At 59.7% G+C, this 18,606-nt stretch carries 16 protein-coding genes and 1 pseudogene; 8 read left to right on the top strand and 9 right to left on the bottom strand.

Annotated features, from left to right (window positions below; genetic code table 11):
- Positions 1 to 6: 6 nt before the first annotated feature.
- Entirely contained in the window at positions 7 to 1,479 is a 1,473-nt protein-coding gene (locus tag QCE49_RS21090) for a circularly permuted type 2 ATP-grasp protein (protein WP_008347805.1), read from the bottom strand.
- 430 nt (positions 1,480 to 1,909) lie between these two features.
- Here QCE49_RS21090 and QCE49_RS21085 point away from each other — a divergent pair, with 430 nt between their 5' ends.
- The 6 genes and pseudogenes from QCE49_RS21085 (at position 1,910) to QCE49_RS21060 (ending at position 7,860) form a co-directional block, all read left to right on the top strand.
- Entirely contained in the window at positions 1,910 to 2,617 is a 708-nt protein-coding gene (locus tag QCE49_RS21085) for a YceH family protein (RefSeq protein WP_250457206.1), read from the top strand.
- A gap of 3 nt (positions 2,618 to 2,620) precedes the next feature.
- Positions 2,621 to 3,349: pseudogene (gene mnmD / locus QCE49_RS21080) on the top strand (tRNA (5-methylaminomethyl-2-thiouridine)(34)-methyltransferase MnmD); the annotation flags it as partial.
- A gap of 270 nt (positions 3,350 to 3,619) precedes the next feature.
- Positions 3,620 to 3,820: a DUF3311 domain-containing protein gene (locus QCE49_RS21075; RefSeq protein WP_309806401.1), complete on the top strand. Its 201-nt coding sequence runs from the start codon at positions 3,620 to 3,622 to the stop codon at positions 3,818 to 3,820.
- Entirely contained in the window at positions 3,817 to 5,298 is a 1,482-nt protein-coding gene (mctP, locus tag QCE49_RS21070) for a monocarboxylate uptake permease MctP (protein ID WP_250436404.1), read from the top strand. Before QCE49_RS21075 ends, mctP begins: the two co-directional genes overlap by 4 nt.
- A gap of 127 nt (positions 5,299 to 5,425) precedes the next feature.
- Positions 5,426 to 6,361, top strand: a complete 936-nt coding sequence (locus QCE49_RS21065; RefSeq protein WP_250457204.1) for an LLM class oxidoreductase — start codon at positions 5,426 to 5,428, stop codon at positions 6,359 to 6,361.
- Between the two features lie 26 nt (positions 6,362 to 6,387).
- Positions 6,388 to 7,860 carry an amidase gene (locus tag QCE49_RS21060; protein ID WP_250457203.1) on the top strand — a complete coding sequence of 491 codons (1,473 nt, stop codon included), beginning with the start codon at positions 6,388 to 6,390 and terminating at the stop codon, positions 7,858 to 7,860.
- A gap of 14 nt (positions 7,861 to 7,874) precedes the next feature.
- Here QCE49_RS21060 and QCE49_RS21055 read toward each other — a convergent pair whose 3' ends face one another.
- Both QCE49_RS21055 and QCE49_RS21050 read right to left on the bottom strand, forming a co-directional pair.
- A complete protein-coding gene (locus QCE49_RS21055; protein ID WP_008347797.1) occupies positions 7,875 to 8,276 on the bottom strand; it encodes an H-NS family nucleoid-associated regulatory protein in 402 nt (133 codons plus the stop codon).
- A gap of 296 nt (positions 8,277 to 8,572) precedes the next feature.
- Entirely contained in the window at positions 8,573 to 9,013 is a 441-nt protein-coding gene (locus QCE49_RS21050; protein WP_008347795.1) for a DUF3331 domain-containing protein, read from the bottom strand.
- Positions 9,014 to 9,472: 459 nt separating this feature from the next.
- On the opposite strand from QCE49_RS21050, the gene QCE49_RS21045 reads away from it, so the two are divergent.
- The gene (locus QCE49_RS21045; RefSeq protein WP_008347794.1) at positions 9,473 to 9,742 is read left to right on the top strand and encodes a DUF1488 family protein; all 270 of its coding nucleotides are present in this window, start codon (positions 9,473 to 9,475) and stop codon (positions 9,740 to 9,742) included.
- Positions 9,743 to 9,751: 9 nt separating this feature from the next.
- Here QCE49_RS21045 and QCE49_RS21040 read toward each other — a convergent pair whose 3' ends face one another.
- Genes QCE49_RS21040 through QCE49_RS21030 form a run of 3 tightly spaced genes read right to left on the bottom strand, consistent with a single transcriptional unit; the run spans position 9,752 to position 13,713 of the window.
- Complete coding sequence (locus QCE49_RS21040; RefSeq protein WP_008347792.1) at positions 9,752 to 11,011, bottom strand: cytochrome c; 1,260 nt, start codon at positions 11,009 to 11,011, stop codon at positions 9,752 to 9,754.
- Positions 11,012 to 11,021: 10 nt separating this feature from the next.
- Complete coding sequence (locus tag QCE49_RS21035; RefSeq protein WP_250457202.1) at positions 11,022 to 13,256, bottom strand: xanthine dehydrogenase family protein molybdopterin-binding subunit; 2,235 nt, start codon at positions 13,254 to 13,256, stop codon at positions 11,022 to 11,024.
- Position 13,257: 1 nt separating this feature from the next.
- Positions 13,258 to 13,713 carry a (2Fe-2S)-binding protein gene (locus tag QCE49_RS21030; protein WP_250440885.1) on the bottom strand — a complete coding sequence of 152 codons (456 nt, stop codon included), beginning with the start codon at positions 13,711 to 13,713 and terminating at the stop codon, positions 13,258 to 13,260.
- Between the two features lie 766 nt (positions 13,714 to 14,479).
- On the opposite strand from QCE49_RS21030, the gene QCE49_RS21025 reads away from it, so the two are divergent.
- Entirely contained in the window at positions 14,480 to 15,604 is a 1,125-nt protein-coding gene (locus tag QCE49_RS21025; protein WP_008347784.1) for a VIT1/CCC1 transporter family protein, read from the top strand.
- Between the two features lie 120 nt (positions 15,605 to 15,724).
- Here the strand turns inward: QCE49_RS21025 and QCE49_RS21020 are convergent, their stop codons facing one another.
- From QCE49_RS21020 to QCE49_RS21010, 3 genes are read right to left on the bottom strand one after another with little or no spacing between them, the layout of a single operon-like run.
- Positions 15,725 to 16,795 (bottom strand): alcohol dehydrogenase catalytic domain-containing protein, encoded by a 1,071-nt coding sequence (locus QCE49_RS21020; RefSeq protein WP_175980628.1) that lies wholly within the window; start codon positions 16,793 to 16,795, stop codon positions 15,725 to 15,727.
- Between the two features lie 41 nt (positions 16,796 to 16,836).
- Positions 16,837 to 17,583 carry an SDR family oxidoreductase gene (locus QCE49_RS21015; RefSeq protein ID WP_008347780.1) on the bottom strand — a complete coding sequence of 249 codons (747 nt, stop codon included), beginning with the start codon at positions 17,581 to 17,583 and terminating at the stop codon, positions 16,837 to 16,839.
- A 10-nt stretch (positions 17,584 to 17,593) separates the two neighbouring features.
- A complete protein-coding gene (locus QCE49_RS21010; protein ID WP_250457201.1) occupies positions 17,594 to 18,574 on the bottom strand; it encodes a sugar-binding transcriptional regulator in 981 nt (326 codons plus the stop codon).
- Between the last annotated feature and the right edge of the window lie 32 nt (positions 18,575 to 18,606).

Genomic DNA, 18,606 nt, shown 5'->3' with positions numbered 1-18,606 from the left:
CTGACCTCAGCGCTCGAGTACCCACGTATCTTTTGTGCCACCGCCTTGCGATGAATTCACGACGAGCGAACCTTCCCGCAATGCAACCCGCGTCAGGCCTCCCGGCACCATTCGCACTTCAGTGCCCGATAGCACGAACGGACGCAGATCGATGTGACGCGGCGCGATTCCTGTCTCCACATATGTCGGACAGGTGGAAAGTGCGAGCGTCGGCTGCGCGATGTACTTCTCCGGATGCGCTTCGAGCACAGCACGAAACTCGGCAATCTGCGCCGCGGTCGAAGCCGGGCCGACCAGCATGCCGTAACCGCCCGCGCCATGCGTCTCCTTTACGACGAGTTCGGGAAGATGGTCGAGCACATACTTCAGATCATCCGGCTTGCGGCACATCCACGTCGGCACATTGTTGAGAATCGGCTCTTCGCCGAGATAAAAGCGCACCATGTCCGGCACATACGGATAGATCGATTTATCGTCCGCGATGCCCGTCCCCACCGCGTTGCATAACGAGACGTTACCCGCGCGGTATGCACCGATCAGACCCGGCACGCCGAGCGCGGAATCCGGCCGGAACACGAGCGGGTCGAGAAAGTCATCGTCGATGCGGCGATAGATCACGTCGACGCGCTGCGGCCCTTGTGTCGTACGCATATACAGATAATCGTTCTCGACAAAGAGATCCTGCCCTTCGACGAGTTCGACACCCATCTGCTGCGCCAGAAACGCGTGCTCGAAATAAGCCGAGTTATACATCCCCGGTGTCATCACGACGATGGTCGGATTTTCGACTGCCGCGGGCGCGGCCGCGCGCAAGGTATCGAGCAGCAAGTCCGGATAGTGCGCCACCGGCGCCACGCGATTGCGCGCGAATAGATCGGGAAATAGCCGCATCATCATCTTGCGGTTCTCGAGCATGTACGAAACGCCCGATGGCACGCGCAAGTTATCTTCGAGCACATAAAACTCACCCTGCCCGGCTCGCACGATATCGATGCCCGCGATGTGCGCGTAAATATCGCGCGCAACATCGACGCCACGCATCTCGGGACGATATTGAGCGTTGCCGAGTATCTGCGCCTCGGGAATGATGCCCGCGCGAATGATGTCCTGCTGATGATAGATATCGTGGATGAAGCGGTTGAGCGCGTTCACGCGCTGCCGCAGGCCGCGCTCCAACGCGCGCCATTCATCGGCGGGGAAGATGCGCGGAATGACATCGAATGGAATCGTGCGCTCCGGAATGATGCCGGGCAGATCGCTCGTTCCGTAGACCGCGAAGGTTATGCCGACACGCCTGAAGTTGAGATCCGCTTCGGCGCGTTTGAGATCGATCTGCTGCTCGCTTTGAGCGGAAAGCCAGGCCATGAAATCGCGGTAATGCGTGCGTGGATCACCCACGCCGCGAAATGCCACCGCCGGCAACCCGCGCGCCTCGAGATCGCTGCGCTCGAACATCTCGTTGAAGAATGCTTGCGTCATAGCCGGTCTTCCAAATGAAGTGCATGCCGGGGCGTAGATTCCCCTTTGCTCGTATTCCTGGTTGCACTCGCAAACGCTTGAAGAGCCCGAAAGACGCGACGTACCCGACCGCATGCTACGTCGATAGGCGACCTCGAAGCGCGATGCTCACTTATCCGTCACACCATTGCTGTGTGAAGCATCGATTGCGCGGGCAGCCCAGTGCCGATGCAGAAAAAGCAACTTCGATGCCAATGATTAAAGCGGTTCGCCTCCTTATATAAAGCACGCTACGAATACGCCGTCGCGATCTTTTGCACCAAAACAGCGCATCGCTGCCGGACAATGCACGTGCGCTGGATGAACTTCATGCTGCATCGAGGTGCGTGAATGACAGAAGCTTCCTGCGGCGCCGGTATGATAGGCGTCTTACTGCACGTCAATCAGGCTTATGAACACGCCCTCTGAAGCCACACCCCGTCCCGCACTGCGCGAACTCACGCCGCTTGAAGCCCGCGTGCTCGGCGTGCTCGTCGAGAAACAGCATACCGTGCCTGACACCTATCCTCTTTCGTTGAATTCCCTAACCGCGGGATGCAATCAGAAGACCGCGCGCGCCCCGGTGATGAGCGTAAGCGAGGACGAAGTGCTGACGACGATCGATGGCCTTAAACGCCTGAGTCTCGTCATCGAAGGCAGCAGCAGCCGTGTGCCGCGCTTCGAACATAACGTGAACCGCGTGCTCGGCGTGCCGAGTCAGTCAGTCGCGCTACTTGCCACGCTATTCCTGCGGGGCCCGCAAACCGCGGCGGAGTTGCGCGCGAACAGTGCGCGGCTGCATTCGTTCGCGGATATATCATCGGTCGAGAGCTTTCTGGATGAACTCGCCGCGAATGATCCGCCGCGTGTTGTGAAGCTGCCGCGCACACCGGGCGAGCGCGAAAGCCGCTGGATGCATCTGCTTTGCGGCGAAGTAAGCTTGAGCGATATGCCTTCGCGCGAAACTCAAGGCGGCGAATCTTATTCCCTTTCCGAATTCGAAGCGTTGAAGTCCGAGCAAAAGCGCCTTGCTCATGAAGTCACGCAATTGCGCGCAATGGTTCAGCAAATGGCAAGCGAACTGGGCATCACGCTCGATCAATCGTCGCCCGATGCCTGAACGATGGAAGCGCCGCTGATTCCGGCATCGCTCGTGTTCCGTGACGGAACCCCGTATTCGCCGCGTCACGACGACATCTATCACAGCGCGGCGGGCGCGCTGGCTCAGGCGCGCCATGTCTTTCTCGATGGCAATGACTTGCCCGCGCGCTGGCGCGGCAAGCATGGCTTCACGGTGCTCGAGACCGGCTTCGGCATGGGCATCAATTTCCTTGCGACGTGGGCCGCGTGGCTCGACGATGCACATCGGCCGCCGACGCTCGAATACGTGTCGATAGAAAAGCATCCATTCCGCGCAGACGATCTACGCGCGGCGCACGCGGCGATCATCGACGATGCCGCTATCGCGCCACTGGCCGACGCGCTCATTCGCGCATGGCCTCTGCTCGAAGGCGGCGTGCATCGGCGAACGTTCGTTGCCGGCGCGGTCAGGTTGACGCTTGGCTATGGCGACGCCGCCGACTTCTTGCCACGCCTGGCCGATCATGGCGTTGCAGCGGACGCCATCTATCTCGACGGCTTTGCGCCAGCCAAGAATCCGGACATGTGGACGCCCGCCGTATTCGCTTCGCTGGCGCGCATGGCAAAAGACGACGCAACCTTCGCCACGTTCACCAGCGCGGGCATTGTCAAACGCGCACTCATCGAAAGCGGATTCGAATATCGCAAGCTTGCAGGCTTCGGCGGCAAGCGCGCGATGCTCGCCGGCATGCGAGCGAGTTCTCCGCGCGTCATAACTTCGTAAGCATGTATCGCGCGTTTTTGAAGGCATGAAATGACCAAAGCTATCGGCGATTCGTCGAATTCGGCGGACGCGGAAAGCCTTGCGTAAGCATCGATTGGCACAAGCCCTTTCCGTCTCTTAGGCATCCGGCAATAAAAGTGAATTAGTTGGATAATGCGCAGCCGTTCGCGGCGCGGCGCTCACTCGCATCGGCAGAACATTCGCGGAGGCCGCGCGCCGGCAAGTTCTTATCAGCGCCGATTCACGAGGAGAATAGCTTTGGAATCCGATAACGATGCGCCCCGTGGCCCATGGCTTGGGGTTGCGCTTTTGATACCCTACGTCGCACTGCTTTGGCTGCCGTTCTATAACGACACACGGCCTTCCTTCGCGGGCTTTCCGTTTTTCTATTGGTATCAGTTCTTGTGGGTGCCGCTCACTTCGCTCCTGCTTTACATCGTGCACAGGGGCCTGAAATGAACGATCTCACGCCAGTCGATCCGGTCGCGATGACCATCTTCATCGCGTTCTTCGTGCTCGTGACCGTCGTCGGCTTCTTCGCCGCGCGCTGGAAGCGAGGCGATCTCACACAGCTTCACGAATGGGGCCTCGGCGGCCGCCAGTTCGGCGTATTGATTTCATGGTTTCTCGTCGGCGGCGATTTCTATACGGCCTATACCGTGATTGCCGTCCCGGCACTTGTGTATTCGGTCGGCGCGTATGGCTTCTTTGCACTGCCCTATACGATCATCGTCTATCCGTTCGTGTTTGCGGTGATGCCCAAGCTGTGGAAGATCGCCCATGCGAAAAATCACATCACGGGCGCAGATTACGTGCAGGGCGAATACGGCGGCAAATGGTTTCCTGCTGCGGTGGCGATCACGGGCATCGTCGCAACGATGCCCTATATCGCGCTTCAGCTCGTCGGCATGCAAGTTGTCATCAAGGGCCTCGGCGTGACGGGCGAACTGCCGCTCATCATCGCATTCGTGATTCTTGCGCTTTATACCTATACGAGCGGCCTGCGCGCCCCCGCGATGATCGCCTTCGTGAAGGACATCATGATCTATATCGTCGTGATCGCGGCGGTATGGCTGATTCCTTTGAAGCTGGGCGGTTACGCGCATGTATTCGATTCGGCCGATCAATACTTCAAGGCGAAAGGTGGCCCGACGGGCATCATTCTCAAGCCGGGACAATTCACGGCTTATGCATCGCTCGCGCTCGGCTCCGCGCTCGCCGCATTCATGTATCCACATACGATGACGGCGGTGCTCTCGTCTTCATCCGCGATGACGGTGCGCAAGAACGCCATCTTCCTGCCAGCCTATACGCTGCTTCTGGGCTTGATCGCGCTGCTGGGCTATATGGCGATCGCGGCGGGCGTGCATGTGAAGTCGGCATCGGATGTCGTGCCGGCGTTGTTCGGCACGCTGTTTCCCTCGTGGTTCGTGGGCTTCGCGGCTGCGGCTATCGCGATCAGCGCACTCGTGCCGGCGGCGATCATGTCGATCGGCGCAGCGAATCTGTTCACCCGTAACTTGTGGCGTCCACTCGTATCGCCTGACATGTCATCCACGGCTGAAGCATCGACGGCGAAGCTCGTATCGCTCGTCGTGAAATTCGGCGCGTTGCTATTCATCGTGTTCCTGCCGACACAGTATGCGATCGACCTGCAGTTGCTCGGCGGCGTATGGATTCTGCAGATATTCCCGGCCATCGTGTTCACGCTCTATACGCGCCGATTGACCACGCCCGGCCTATTTCTGGGTTGGCTGTTCGGTATCGTGCTGGGCACCGGTCTCGCGATCTCGCAAGGCCTCAAGCCGGTTTATGTCGTCCATCTCGGTGATGCTTCGTGGCCGGTCTATATCGGCCTGATTGCACTCGTCGTGAATGTCATCGTCACGTATGTCGTATCGATCGTCACTCGGCGCAGCGTAGTGCCCGCTGCTTAAAGACTCGCGTTTCAACGATGCCTGGTGCTTTATCGCGCCGGGCATCGTTTATCAAGGCAGTGATACCATCAGCGTCGGACCCTTTCTCGACGCAACGCGTGTCATGAACGCTAGCGAAAACACTCCAATGTCGTCTTCGATCGCGAACTCGGTTTTCGCGCAAGACAAGCTCTCTATCGGCATCACGCTGCCGATCACGCGCGATAACGAGAGCGTCGTCGACTACAGCGAACAGCTATCGCTGGCGCGACTGGCCGACCGGCTCGGCTTTCGTGCGCTCTGGGTCCGCGACGTGCCGCTCAATAGTATCGAGTATCCCGATCCGGTCGGACATCTCGACCCTTGGGTGCTGCTCGGCGCGCTGGCATCGAACACGGAACGCATTGCGCTCATCAGCGGCGCAATCGTGTTGACGCTCAGACATCCCCTTCATGTCGCCAAAGGCGCAATCTCCGTCGACGCCCTGTCTCGGCAACGCTTCATACTGGGCGTCGGTTCAGGCGATCGTCCACCGGAATACGCCGCGTTCGGCCGCGATCCGGATACACGGCGCGATCTGTACAGGCAACATTGGGAAACGCTCGCCGCTGCCGTCACCGTGCCCTCTCGCGTGATCCCCGATCATGCACCTGGAGGCGCGCCCGACTTCTATCTTTTGCCTCGCCATAACACTTCCATTCCAATGCTCGCCGTCGGTTCGGGCGGTCAGAGCGTCGACTGGATTGCGCGTCATTCGCTTGGCTGGATGACTTATCATCGCGAGCCGCAAGCTCAGCGCGGGCGATATAGCATGTGGCGTGCTGCGGTCGATCGCGCGACGTCCGGCGCTTTTCGTGCATTCGGCGTCGCAATGCGGCTCGATCTCAGCGAAGATGCGAACGAACCCGCTGTCGACATATCGCTCGGCTATCGCACGGGACGTCGCGCGCTCGTTGCGCTCTTGCGCGAGATGCGCGAGAACGGAACGCATCATGTGACGCTCAACATCACATCGGAACGACGAGCCGCGCGCGATATCATCGAAGAAGTCGCCGCACATGTTCTTCCCGAGTTTCATTGCTGAATCCGTCTGCCATTCACGACATAGCCATGACCGCACTCGACGCAAAGTCCGTCTCAACGCCCGATAAGGATATTGTTTCGCTCGAAGCTATCGCGCTGACTCGAGCAATTCATGCGCGCGACGTCTCGTGCGTCGAAGTGATGAACGCCTATCTAGCGCAAATCGATCGCTTCAATCCTGTCGTGAATGCGATCGTTGCGATGCAAGATCGCGATGCACTACGCTCTCTCGCCGCCGAGCGCGATGCACAGCTATCCCGCGGAGAGAGCCTTGGACCTCTGCATGGCTTTCCACAAGCGCCCAAAGATATCCTTCCCGTCGCGGGAATGGTCACGACGAAAGGCTCTCCTCTCTATGCAGGCGAACTTTCGAAGATGGATGCCGTCATCTTCGAGCGCATGCGCAACGCGGGCGCGATATTCATTGGCCGCACTAATTCGCCGGAATTCGGCTTGGGCGGACATACCTATAACCCGGTGTACGGGACCACGCGCAACGCCTTCGACCAATCGCGTTCGGGGGGCGGAAGCAGCGGCGGCGCGGCGGTTTCCGTCGCGTTGCACATGCTGCCCTTCGCGGACGGCACCGACATGATGGGCTCACTGCGCACGCCCGCTGCATTCAATAACGTCTTCGGCTTTCGCACGACGCCAGGATGCGTGCCGTATGCGCCAAGCGACGACGTCTTCTTCCAGCAATTCAGCGTCGCCGGGCCGATCGCGCGAACCATTCCCGATCTGGGGCTATTGTTGTCGGTACAGGCCGGCTTCGACGTCCGCGCGCCTCTTTCACGCAGAAACGACAAGCCCGCCGACTTCGCGAACGCGCTCGAGCGCGATGTGCGCGGCACGCGTATTGGCTGGCTCGGCGACCTGAACGGACATCTGCCGATGGAAGCGGGTTTGATGGAGACGTATTTATCGGCGCTGCGTCACTTCGAAACGGCGGGCTGCATCGTGGAGGCTGCCGATATCGACTTTGATCTCGACTGTCTATGGAAAGCCTGGATCGATTTGCGCAGCCTTACCTTCTCCGGCACCAATGCGCCGCTTTATCGCGACGCCGCCAAGAGAAAGTTGCTCAAACCGGAAGCGGTATGGGAGATTGAACGAGGTCTGAAGTTTTCGGGAGAAGATGCGTCCCGTGCAATTCGCGATCGGACGGCCTGGTATCAGGCAATCAATGCGCTATTCGATCGTTTTGACTATCTCGTGTTGCCTTCGGCGCAGGTCTTTCCGTTTGATGCGGACTTGGACTGGCCGCATGTTATCGACGGCCGCGAGATGGATACCTATCATCGCTGGATGGAGACCGTCGTTCCGGCGACGATGGCATCGCTGCCCGCGCTAAGCGCGCCAGCCGGATTGGGTGCCGGCGGCTTGCCGGCCGGATTGCAAATCATTGGACCGACGCAAGGCGATCTTGGCGTATTGCAGATCGGGCTTGCTTATGATCGGGCAAGCGGTTTTTCCCGCGTGCGCAGTCCCTTGCTCGCCTAAGCCTTCCCTTACCTTTAGGCAGCGGCGTTCCGTGCACTCTTTCTTTTGCGCGCGCCGTTCTTGCTGGCAGCACCATTGATCAGATACACGCTGCGGTCAGGCGCATCCTTGATCCAAGCGGGCGGACGAGCATGTCCGCTCCAGGTGGCGCCCGATTCCGGGTCGCGATATTTCGGCGGCAACTTGGACTTGGTCGCTCCTTTTCTGGAAATGGCCGATTGACCAGAACCCGCAGGACGGCCGCGTGTTTTTCGCGTGCCTGAACCGGCCTTGGCGAGATCGGCAATGGTCAAGCCGAACTCGTCCATCATTGCCCGAATTTTGGCGATGACCTCGATCGACTTTCTTTCCCGCAATACATCCGCGCGACGCTGCAATTTCTGAATCTGGCTTTCCAACTGTGCCAATGTGGCCATAACTCCTCCCATAGATTTCTGCAAGCGGCGAATGGAATGAGCAATGTAATGCGTCCGCGCGACGCACGATTGCCATCCTTTGCAGATCTTATATGGATAACGCCCAAGCCAAGCGCTCTTGCAAGAAAAACGCAGATGTCGTTAGCGCGCTCGCAGATACACCTGAACTTGAACGAGCTTGGTCATCGTCCGCTCATCAGACGATACGCGATAACGCATCCCTTTGGATCATCAAGGCAGTTCGCGCATGGCCACAGACGCGTGCTTCGCGCACGCGTCTCGCGGACGAAAGCCGATCACTCGGAAACGAGGCTCGCTTCCTGTTCAGCCGGAGTGAGCGCAAGCGCCAGAATCATTGCGCCGCTATTGAGCGGGACCGAACTGCCGACACGCCTCGGCCTATAAACAGGCTGTCCGCGCCTGATCGCCTGACCGCTCAAGGCGCACGTTCCGCGCTTGCGGGCAGTGCAAAGGGCCCAAACCTGCTCCGAGTAATTGAACGACGTGGGATCGTGCCAGGATAGCGAGAGCGTCGATTCGCTCAAGCGCTCCAGCACGCGAATATTGACGCAATGCCCGTCGGTGGATCCGATGCATGCGGTCTTGCCTTGGACATTCCGTACGAGCGGTCGTGTCATCAGTGAGAGCTTCTCGTTCGCTTCCGAAGGGCGGTTCGGAAGGCTGTCGAGCATTGCCAGGGTACGGCTCCAGGGATCCATCAACGATGGATGCTTCATGTTCCGCTCCTGCTGGCGACAACGCCCGCCGCAACAGAAGCCGCGTAGACGTTGCCGGTGAAGTTCCGGGAATGCGCCGCACGACCCGCTTGCTGATGCGGTGTGCCGCGCCGCTTCGGATGATCGTTCCTAGAGTAGTACACCTGAGCATGCTTTTCTTTTCATTTTTCATGGACATTCATGGACAACCGCGCCAGTGTTGCCGGTATGGGACCTCGCGCGGCGTTGAATCCCGCAGGTTGCACCTCAGACTACTCCGCAAATCTTTAACGTCGGTGAACGCCGAATACGAACGTTCGATTCATTCATATGAAGTTTGTCCCCGCATTGGAACCGCCTTGAAGCGAAAAACGCCTGCTTCTGGCCGTTTGCGCACGTTTCGCGCTCATTCGAGGATTCGCGAGTTCACCAAATTCTGACACAATAAAATTCAGCGAAACGTATCTCTCCTGTCGAACCATGACGAGCAAGCTCCTGATCCATGCCACTATTTCGGCGGACCGCGCCTCCGTCAGCTTCGTCGCGTTCTCTCGCGAGCAGGCCATTCAATGCAACATCACGCGCAAGGCGTTGGAACAGTGCTTTTGGGCACCGACAGGAGCAAGCGACGAGCGCTTGCTAAAAGCCCTGAGCGATGGTTATGAGCGCATCAGTGCACGTGTGCATCGCAAATTCCTCGCGCATCCATCCAGTTCGATTCACCTGGATGTCATCGATTTTTCTTCCTGACCCATACAGTCACTGCGTCGCCTTGCGCATCTTCGTCACGTCCGATGCCTGCACAGCCGGCGTGCCGTTGTTCCACGCGCCCCGGATGAAAGTGAGTACGTCCGCGATCTGCTGATCGTTCAGCACGGGTGCATAGCGCGGCATCGGGTAAGGCGCGGGCACGCCGCCGATAACCAGATCGCCGGTGCCGTTCAGCGTCACGTTGATCAGCGACGATGCATCCTTTTCCAGAACGTTTGGATTGCCCGCGAGCGGCGCAAGCATGGGTGCGAAGCCACGGCCGTCCGCACCATGACAATGCAAGCAATAGGCGGTATAGACCCGCGCTCCCGAATCCGATGCGGCCGGACGCGACAAGGACACTTTCGTCGCTTTGGGATCATATGAATAGCGCGGTCCGCCATTGCCCCCCGACGCGGGCAACGACTTCAAATAGCGCGCCATCGCGGCAAGATCGTCGTCACTCAACATCTGCGTGCTGTTGTTGACGACGCTCGTCATCGAGCCGAATGCAGACGCGTGCGCGTTCGCGCCCGTCTTGAGAAAGCTGGCAATGTCCTGCTCCGACCAGCGCCCGAGGCCGGTATTGTGCTCGCCCGTCAGGTTGGAAGCGAACCAGTTATCGAGCAAGCCGCCCGTCAAATAGGCGCTATTGCTTTCGTCGAGTCCTTTTTCCTGAAATGCGATGCCCCGCGGCGTGTGGCATGAGCCGCAATGTCCGAGTCCCTGAATGAGATAAGCGCCACGATTCCACGCGACATCCTTTCCGGATTTGTTCTGATAAACGCCCTTTTCCAGAAAGACCGCGTTCCATAGCTTAAGCGGCCAGCGCATATTGAGCGGCCATTTCATGTCCGGCTCACGATTGGCCTGCTTGACGGGTGTGACGCCATGCATGAAATACGCGTAAAGCGCATGCATGTCCTCGTCGTTTATCTTTGCATAAGAAGGGTAAGGCATCGCCGGATAAAGGTTATGCCCATCCTTCGCAACGCCTTCGCGCAAGGCGCGCGCGAAGTCCTCTTCCGTGTAGCGGCCGATTCCCGTGTCCGGATCGGGCGTGATATTGGTCGTATAGATCGCGCCCAACGGCGTCATCATCGGCAAACCGCCTGCGAGCGGCTTGCCTTTTTGAGTCGAGTGACAAGCGACGCAATCGCCTGCTCGCGCGAGATAGGCGCCACGCGTGACGAGTGCGTCGTCGGCTGCATGAGCCGAGGACGCCAATGCAAACAGCATCGCAAAGAGAGGCTTGAATGCGTTTTTCATGACGGGCTCCTCACGCGCTACGCAATTGATCGCCTACGGGCAAGCGCCTCAATCGCTTGCCCGTTGCGGCATGGATCGCATTCGTGATAGCCGGCGCAAGCGCCGCTGTGCCTGGTTCGCCGATGCCGCCAGGAGCTTCCGTGCTTTTGACGATATGCACCTCCACCGGCGGCGTTTCGTGAATGCGCAGCATTCGATAGTCGGTGAAATTGCTTTGTTCGACGCGTCCGTCCTTGATCGTGATTTCGCTATAGAGCGCGGCGGTAATGCCGAATATGATGCCGCCTTGCACTTGCGCTTCGACCGTATTGGGATTGACGACCATGCCGCAATCGACGGCGCACACGATGCGATTCGCCTTCACCTCGCCGTCTTTGTCGACAGCGACATCCGCGACGATGGCGAAGAAACTGCCGAATGCGTGCATCACCGAAACGCCGCGCCCTTGTCCCTGCGGCACGGATTGCTGTCCCCAGCCCGCCGCCTGCGTCGCGACATCGAGCACGTTGCGTGCGCGCGGCGACTTGCCAAGCAGATCTCGCCGATACTTGACGGGGTCGACTTTCGCCTGCACGGCCAATTCGTCGATAAAGCTTTCCACGACGAACGTGCCACGCGTCGGTCCCACGCCGCGCCAGAATGCGGTGGGCACGTCATGCGGTTCGAGCCGCACATAGTCGACGAGCTGATTGGGCAAGTCGTACGGAAGATCGGATGCCACTTCGACGGCATCGGGATCGACCCCATCCTTTACTGCCGGCGGCGCAAACCGCGCGAGCACAGACGACCCGACGATGCGATGCGTCCATGCAACCGGCTTGCCGTTGGCATCGAGTCCCGCAGATAACTTGTCGTAATAGCACGGCCGATACATGTCGTGCTGAATGTCTTCCTCGCGCGACCACGTTACTTTGACCGGAACGCCGAGCGCCTTGCCGATCTTGAGCGCCTGCGTGGCCATGTCGAATTCGAGCCGCCTGCCGAAGCCGCCGCCGAGCAAATGGTTATGCACATGAATCTTTTCCGCAGGCAAGCCAGTCGCTTTCATTCCGGCATCGCGGATACGCGTGGGCACTTGCGTGCCAAGCCAGATATCGCAACCATCCGGGCGCACGTGCACCGTGCAGTTGATCGGCTCCATCGTCGCATGGGCGAGAAACGGCTGAACGTACACCGCATCGACGCGCGTCTTCGCATTGGCAAACGCATTGTCGACATTGCCTTCCTTACGCGCCACCGCGCCCGTGCGCTGCGATGCATTGGCCATGTCGTCGACGATCTGCTTCGTCGATACGTTGGCGCTCGCGCCTTCGTTCCATTGAATCTGCAAGGCAGCCGCGCCGCGTTTGGCGGCCCACGTATGATCGCCGATCACCGCGACGCCATTGTCGAACTTTACGATCTGACGCACGCCGGGAATCTTCTTCGCATTGCTGTCGTCGACGGATGCGAGCGTTCCGCCGAACACGGGGCAATTCACGATCGCTGCATACACCATGTCGGGTAAGCGCACATCGAGACCGAACATTGCAGTGCCATCGACCTTCTCTGGCGAATCGAGCCTTTTCGCCGGCGTGCCGACGATCTTGAAGTTATTCGGATCCTTTAATTTGATGTCTTGCGGAACGGGCAATTTCGCGGCCGCTTCGGCGAGCTCGCCATAACTCGCGCTACGTTCTCCCGATGCATGCATAACCTTGCCGCCTTGCGCCTGGCAAGACGATGGATCGCATTTCCATTCCTGCGCCGCCGCCGCGACGAGCATCATGCGTGCGGCCGCGCCCGCTTTGCGTAACGGCTCCCACGCATAGCGCACGGACGTCGAACCGCCTGTCAATTGACCGCCCAACAGCGGGTCCGTGAAAAGTTTTTCGTTCGGCGGCGCATGATCGATCGTGACGCTATCGAGCGGCACTTCGAGCTCCTCGGCTATCAACATGGGCAACGCGGTATAGACGCCTTGTCCCATTTCGACCTTCGGCATGATGAGCACGACCTTGCCGCTCTTGTCGATCTGCACGAACGCATTCGGTGCGAATACGCCTTCTTGCGCGGACTCGACGCCATCGCCTCCGATAACCGACTTGCCTTTGCCCTGATCCTGGCTCGCGGCCGGCAAGCTGAAGCCGATCAGCAATCCGCCGCTTGCAGCGACGCCGGCGGTCACGCCGAACTTCAGAAACGTGCGGCGCGACAATCCCGCGCGAGCCGCATGACGCCCCGCCTCGATCAATCCTTGCGACATGTCACGCCTCCTTTGCGGCCTGCTTGATGGCGGCGCGAATGCGGTGATAAGTGCCGCAGCGGCAGATGTTGCCCGCCATCGCGGCATCGATATCGGAGTCGTTGGGATCGGGGACTGTCGCGAGCAATGCCGCGGCGGACATGACTTGTCCAGACTGACAGTACCCGCATTGCACGACATCGAGCGAACGCCAGGCCGCTTGCACTTTCTTGCCGGCGGGTGTTTCGCCGATGCCTTCGATCGTCGTCACCTTGCGATCGCCAACGGCGGCAATCGGTAAAACGCATGAACGAACCGCGACGCCATCGAGATGAACGGTACACGCACCGCATTGCGCAATGCCGCAGCCGAATTTGGTTCCTGTGAGTCCTACGATGTCGCGCAATACCCAGAGAAGCGGCATGTCGGGTGGCGCATCGACCGAATGGTTCTGGCCGTTAATGGAAAGCGTGGTCATGAGCGCTCCGGCTTTTGAGTGGTTTCAGCGGATATCGCATAGCCGACTGTGTGGGGCGCCAGTCGGTTTTAGGCATCGGGATTGTAGCGCCGCTTTAAAAATCGAGCTTGGATCGTGTAGCGCCTGCGGATAGCTTCGCTAATACGCATCGATTTGGTGCGCGGCCTTGAAGTAGTTCTTTGATTGCCTAAAACTCCGACTGCTCGCTTATTTGATTCTTTTGCTGGCCTGGGCTCGGATTCGAAGTGGATAAGCGCAAAGGACAGTTAGTTGCATCGCTAATCGATTGATACCGATTGATACCTTCGCCTAGCGTCGGCATCGTTTCGTTCAATAAAGCTCGCAAGCGCGCGACTCGCCTGAGATCGCGGTGATAACCAACCATACGTCTCTTCCGGCTGGCGCTACACCAACATCGAGGCGCTTGAGGCGCGCATCGGCATCGCCTGACGGACACGGCAATACCGCATAGCCGGCACCCGATGCGCACATCGTTGCCTGCGCATCGCGATTGTTGCTGCCGAAAACGATCTTCGCTTTAGGCGAAACACGCTCCTCGCTGCCGCGCCGAACGTACCGCTTCGCGCAGTCGCGAGAAAGATTCGCACGTCGCTCCATTCGAGATTCAATCAAGCCCCATCTAAACAATGACGACGATGAGACGCGATTCAATTCTCACTCAGCGCGCATCGTAGGGCTATTAGCAACGCGACATGTCGTTCGTCTTTACTCTTGAATCAACGAGACGAACGATAAAGGTGACGTCATGGCGTCCCAGACAGAACTCAAGCGCTTTACCTCCAATCTCGCGGACGAACTCGACAGCGCCGCGCTCTACGACACGCTCGCACGAGCGGAAAAGCAGGACGACAAGCGGCGCGTCTATGCCGAGCTGGCCGAAGCGGAGCGCCGTCATGCGGACATATGGGCCGCGAAATTGCGCGCGAATGGCGTGTCCGTTCGAACGCATCGCATCAGCGCAAAAACGCGGATCATGCGTACGCTCGCACGCGCGTTCGGACCGGACTTCGTGTTGCGCTCGGTCGCCGCAAACGAAATGGCCGATCGCGATAAATATGCCGGCCAACCCGATGCCGCGCAGATGTCGGCGGAAGAGCGGCATCACGCGGATATCGTGCAGGAAGTCGCGAGTCGCAGCAAAGGGCTGAGTAAAGGCGGTGCGATCGCAGCGGCCGAGTCGTGGCATCGCGGCGTCGCATCGGGCAACGATTTACGTGCCGCAGTGCTCGGCGCGAACGATGGCCTCGTGTCGAACTTTTGCCTCATCATGGGCGTCGCGGGTGCAGGCAGCGATAGCAAAACGGTCCTGCTCACGGCGTTCGCGGGACTCATCGCGGGCGCGGCATCGATGGCGCTCGGCGAATGGCTCTCTGTCACGAATGCGCGCGAACTCGCGCGCACGCAAATCGCGCGGGAGAAGGACGAGCTCGATCATATGCCCGACGCGGAGCGGCATGAGCTCGCGCTCATCTATCAGGCAAAGGGCATCGATGCAGCCGAAGCGAAACGCGTCGCCGCGCAAATCATGCGCGACAAGGACAAGGCGCTCGACACGCTGACGCGCGAAGAACTCGGCCTCGATCCGCGCGAGTTGGGCGGCAATCCCTGGACGGCCGCGCTCGCATCGTTCACGTTGTTCGCCGTGGGCGCGATCATTCCGGCCATCGCCTTTCTTTGGGCAAGCGGTACGGAAGGCATCGTGCAATGCATCGTTTTGAGCGGACTCGGGCTTGCGGGCATCGGCGTGTTCACGTCGCTGTTCAATGGACGCGGCGCGCTGTTTTCCGCCGTGCGACAAGCGTTGATCGGAATGATCGCGGCCGCTTGCACATATGGAATCGGCAAGTTGCTGGGCGTGTCGCTTTCGTGAACGATGCGCCATGCAATGCAACGCATGGCGCATGGTTTTCACATCATCAGATCCTGAACGACCCGAACGTCTCCGGCGCGAACGCATGCATCGGAATCGCGACGCGCACGCCGGCAGTCGTTACGGCTTGAGCAGCACCTTGATCGAATCGAGCGAATTCGCGATCCTGATGGCTTCGTCCCACTCGTCGAGCGTGAAGCCATGCGTGACGATGCCCTTCGACGTGACGAGTCCGCGCGCGAGCAGATCGATCGCGATCGGATAGCAATACGGTCCGAGATGCGCGCCGCGCACGTCGAGCTCCTTGCGATCCCCGATGATCGACCAGTCGACGGTTGTATCCGCGCCGAACACGGAGAACTCGACGAAGCGGCCGAGCTTGCGAATCAGCTCCAGTCCTTGCGTAACGCCCGCAGGAACGCCGGTCGTTTCGATATATACGTCGCAGCCATAGCGATCGGTGATCGAGCGAATCGTTTCGAGCGCATCGTCGGTCTTCGGGTTGATCGTGATGTCCGCGCCGTACTCGCGCGCCAACGCGAGCCGCTCTTCGACGAGATCGATCACGACGAGCTTCTTCGGCGTCTTCAGATGCGCGACTTGCGTCATCATCAGACCGAGTGGCCCCGCGCCCGCGATCACAACGACATCGCTCAACTGGATATCGCCGCGATTTACCGTATGGATCGCGCACGCAAGCGGCTCGATGATCGCCGCATCTTCCAGTGAAATGCCGTCCGGAATCTTATGCACGATCGCCGTCGGCGGAAAGCGCATGTATTCGGCCATGCCGCCATCGGCGACTTCGCGCTGGAAGCCGAAGATGTTATGCACTTCGCACATCCAGTACTCGCCCGACTTGCAATAGCGGCATTTCGCACAAGGCACGATTTGCTCGGCAATCACGCGATCGCCCTTCTTCACGCCAAAATGTTCTTCCGCGCCCTCGCCCAGTTCTTCGACATAACCGAAGAACTCGTGTCCCGGAATGACCGGCGCCTTGACCCACGGATTCGGGCCGCCCCAGAACATCTTCGCGCCCGACCAGCATTTGCAATCGCTCGCGCAAATGCCGCATGCCGCAATGCGGATCACGAGTTCGTTTCTCGCCGCGCTCGGGCGTTGCACGCGTTCGACGCGATAGTCTTTCGGCGCGCGGCATACGATCGCGGTCATCTGTGAATCGGCCATTACAAGTCTCCGGTGTCGTTGATTGAATCGCGAAGCTAATCTCAGCGCGCCTGAAATCCGCCATCGACCAACAGGCTCACGCCGCTGACCATGCTCGAATCGTCGGAAAGCAGATAGGCAATCGTGCGCGCGACTTCCACCGGCTCCACGAAGCGGTTCATCGGAATGCGCGCAAGCATCGGTTCGGATTTGGCGGGATCGCTCCACGCTCTTTCACCCATCGGGGTCATCGTGACGGTCGGGAGCACCGCGTTCACGCGTATGCCGTGCGGGCCGAGCTCGTTCGCCATGACGCGCGTCATCGCGTCGAGTCCGCCTTTCGATGCGCAATACGACGCGTGCAGCGCGAAGCCCACATTCGCCGACAGGCTCGATACGTTCACGATCGAACCGCCCGCGCCACGCGCGATCATGTTCTTCGCGCACTCTTGCGCGACGATCATCGCTGCGCGCACGTTGACGTTCATCGTCAGATCGAAGGCTTCGACGGTCGTATCGAGAAACGGCTCCAACACCGCGATGCCCGCGTTGTTCACGAGGAGATCGACGGGCTGAACGGCGCGCGCCGCTTCGCGTGCGGCGTCGGCATCGGCGAGATCGGCGGCAATGATCTCGCAACCCGTCTCCTTCTTCAGCAGATCGAGATCGGCTGCGCTGCGGCTCAATGCAATGACACGCGCGCCACGCTCGATCAGCAGATGAACCGTTGCATGACCGATGCCCTTGCCCGCCCCCGTGACGAGCACGGTCTTGCCCGCGAATTCGCGATTTCTGTCGATGGTCGTCATGGTGTCGTCTTCAGGGCTCGTCGCACAGGCGTCTTGCGGTGTCCTCGTCGGTCACGAGCACGGATGGATAACGCCCGCGCAATGCCGCGCGCGTGACATGAAATTTCTTCTTGCCGCCGCTCACGAGAATCACGCGTTTGATCTTGCGCAGGTCGTCCAGCGTGATCGCAACGGTGCGTCGATTCAACGGATGATCGATCAGCTCCCCGTCTTCATCCATGAAGTGGCCGAGCATGTCGCCGACCGCGCCCGCCTTCTGCAACGTGCGCAATTGCTCCGGATTGTCGATGCCGTATGTCACGACGAGCGATTCCGTCAGATCGCCGCACGTCAGCAAGGCGAGATCGGCACTGCGCGCGAGTTCATAGGTCTCGCGCACGGTTTCTTCCTGCAGGATCACGTCGCGCGCTTTCTGGCTGCTCACGTAGATCGGCGCGGCGAACAGATAACTGTCGGCGCGGCAGATGTTCGCGAAGTCCGACACGATATCGAACGTATTGATACTCGGGCAATGCGACAGCCCGCCCTGCAGCGACACCGCCGACACCGCGCCGTACGTGCGCTGCGGCAGCGCGCGCAACACGGCGCGGATCGTGCGGCCCCAGCCGAGGCCGATAGTTTGCCCTGCAACTATCTGCCTCGCGAAGTACGACGCCGCGCCGATGCCGAGCGCCGCATTGTTCGCCTCGTTGTTCGCGCCGCTCGGCACGACCACCGCGCATTCGAGGCCGAAGCGTTTCGCGAGCGCTTCTTCCAGCGCGACGCATGGCACGATCTTGCTATTGATCGTGATCTGCACGAGGCCGGACTCGCGGCTCGCCGCAAGCAGCCGGTTCACGCGCACGCGATTGCTTCCGATCCGCTGCGCGATTTCCTGCTGCGTCAGATTGCCGACGTAGTAATGCCACGCGACGCGCGCCTGCAGTTCTCCTTCCGAATCGATGGAATCGTCCGCTTCCGCGATGGCGATGGGCGGTGCGCTCTTGCTCATGTTGTCCTGTTGTTCAATGAAAGGCCGCGCGA

It is taken from the genome of Caballeronia sp. LZ008, from assembly GCF_031451435.1.
GTDB classification, from domain to species: domain Bacteria; phylum Pseudomonadota; class Gammaproteobacteria; order Burkholderiales; family Burkholderiaceae; genus Caballeronia; species Caballeronia zhejiangensis.
Note: the sequence above shows the minus strand (reverse complement) of the source record. Positions and strands in the feature narration are given on the sequence as shown.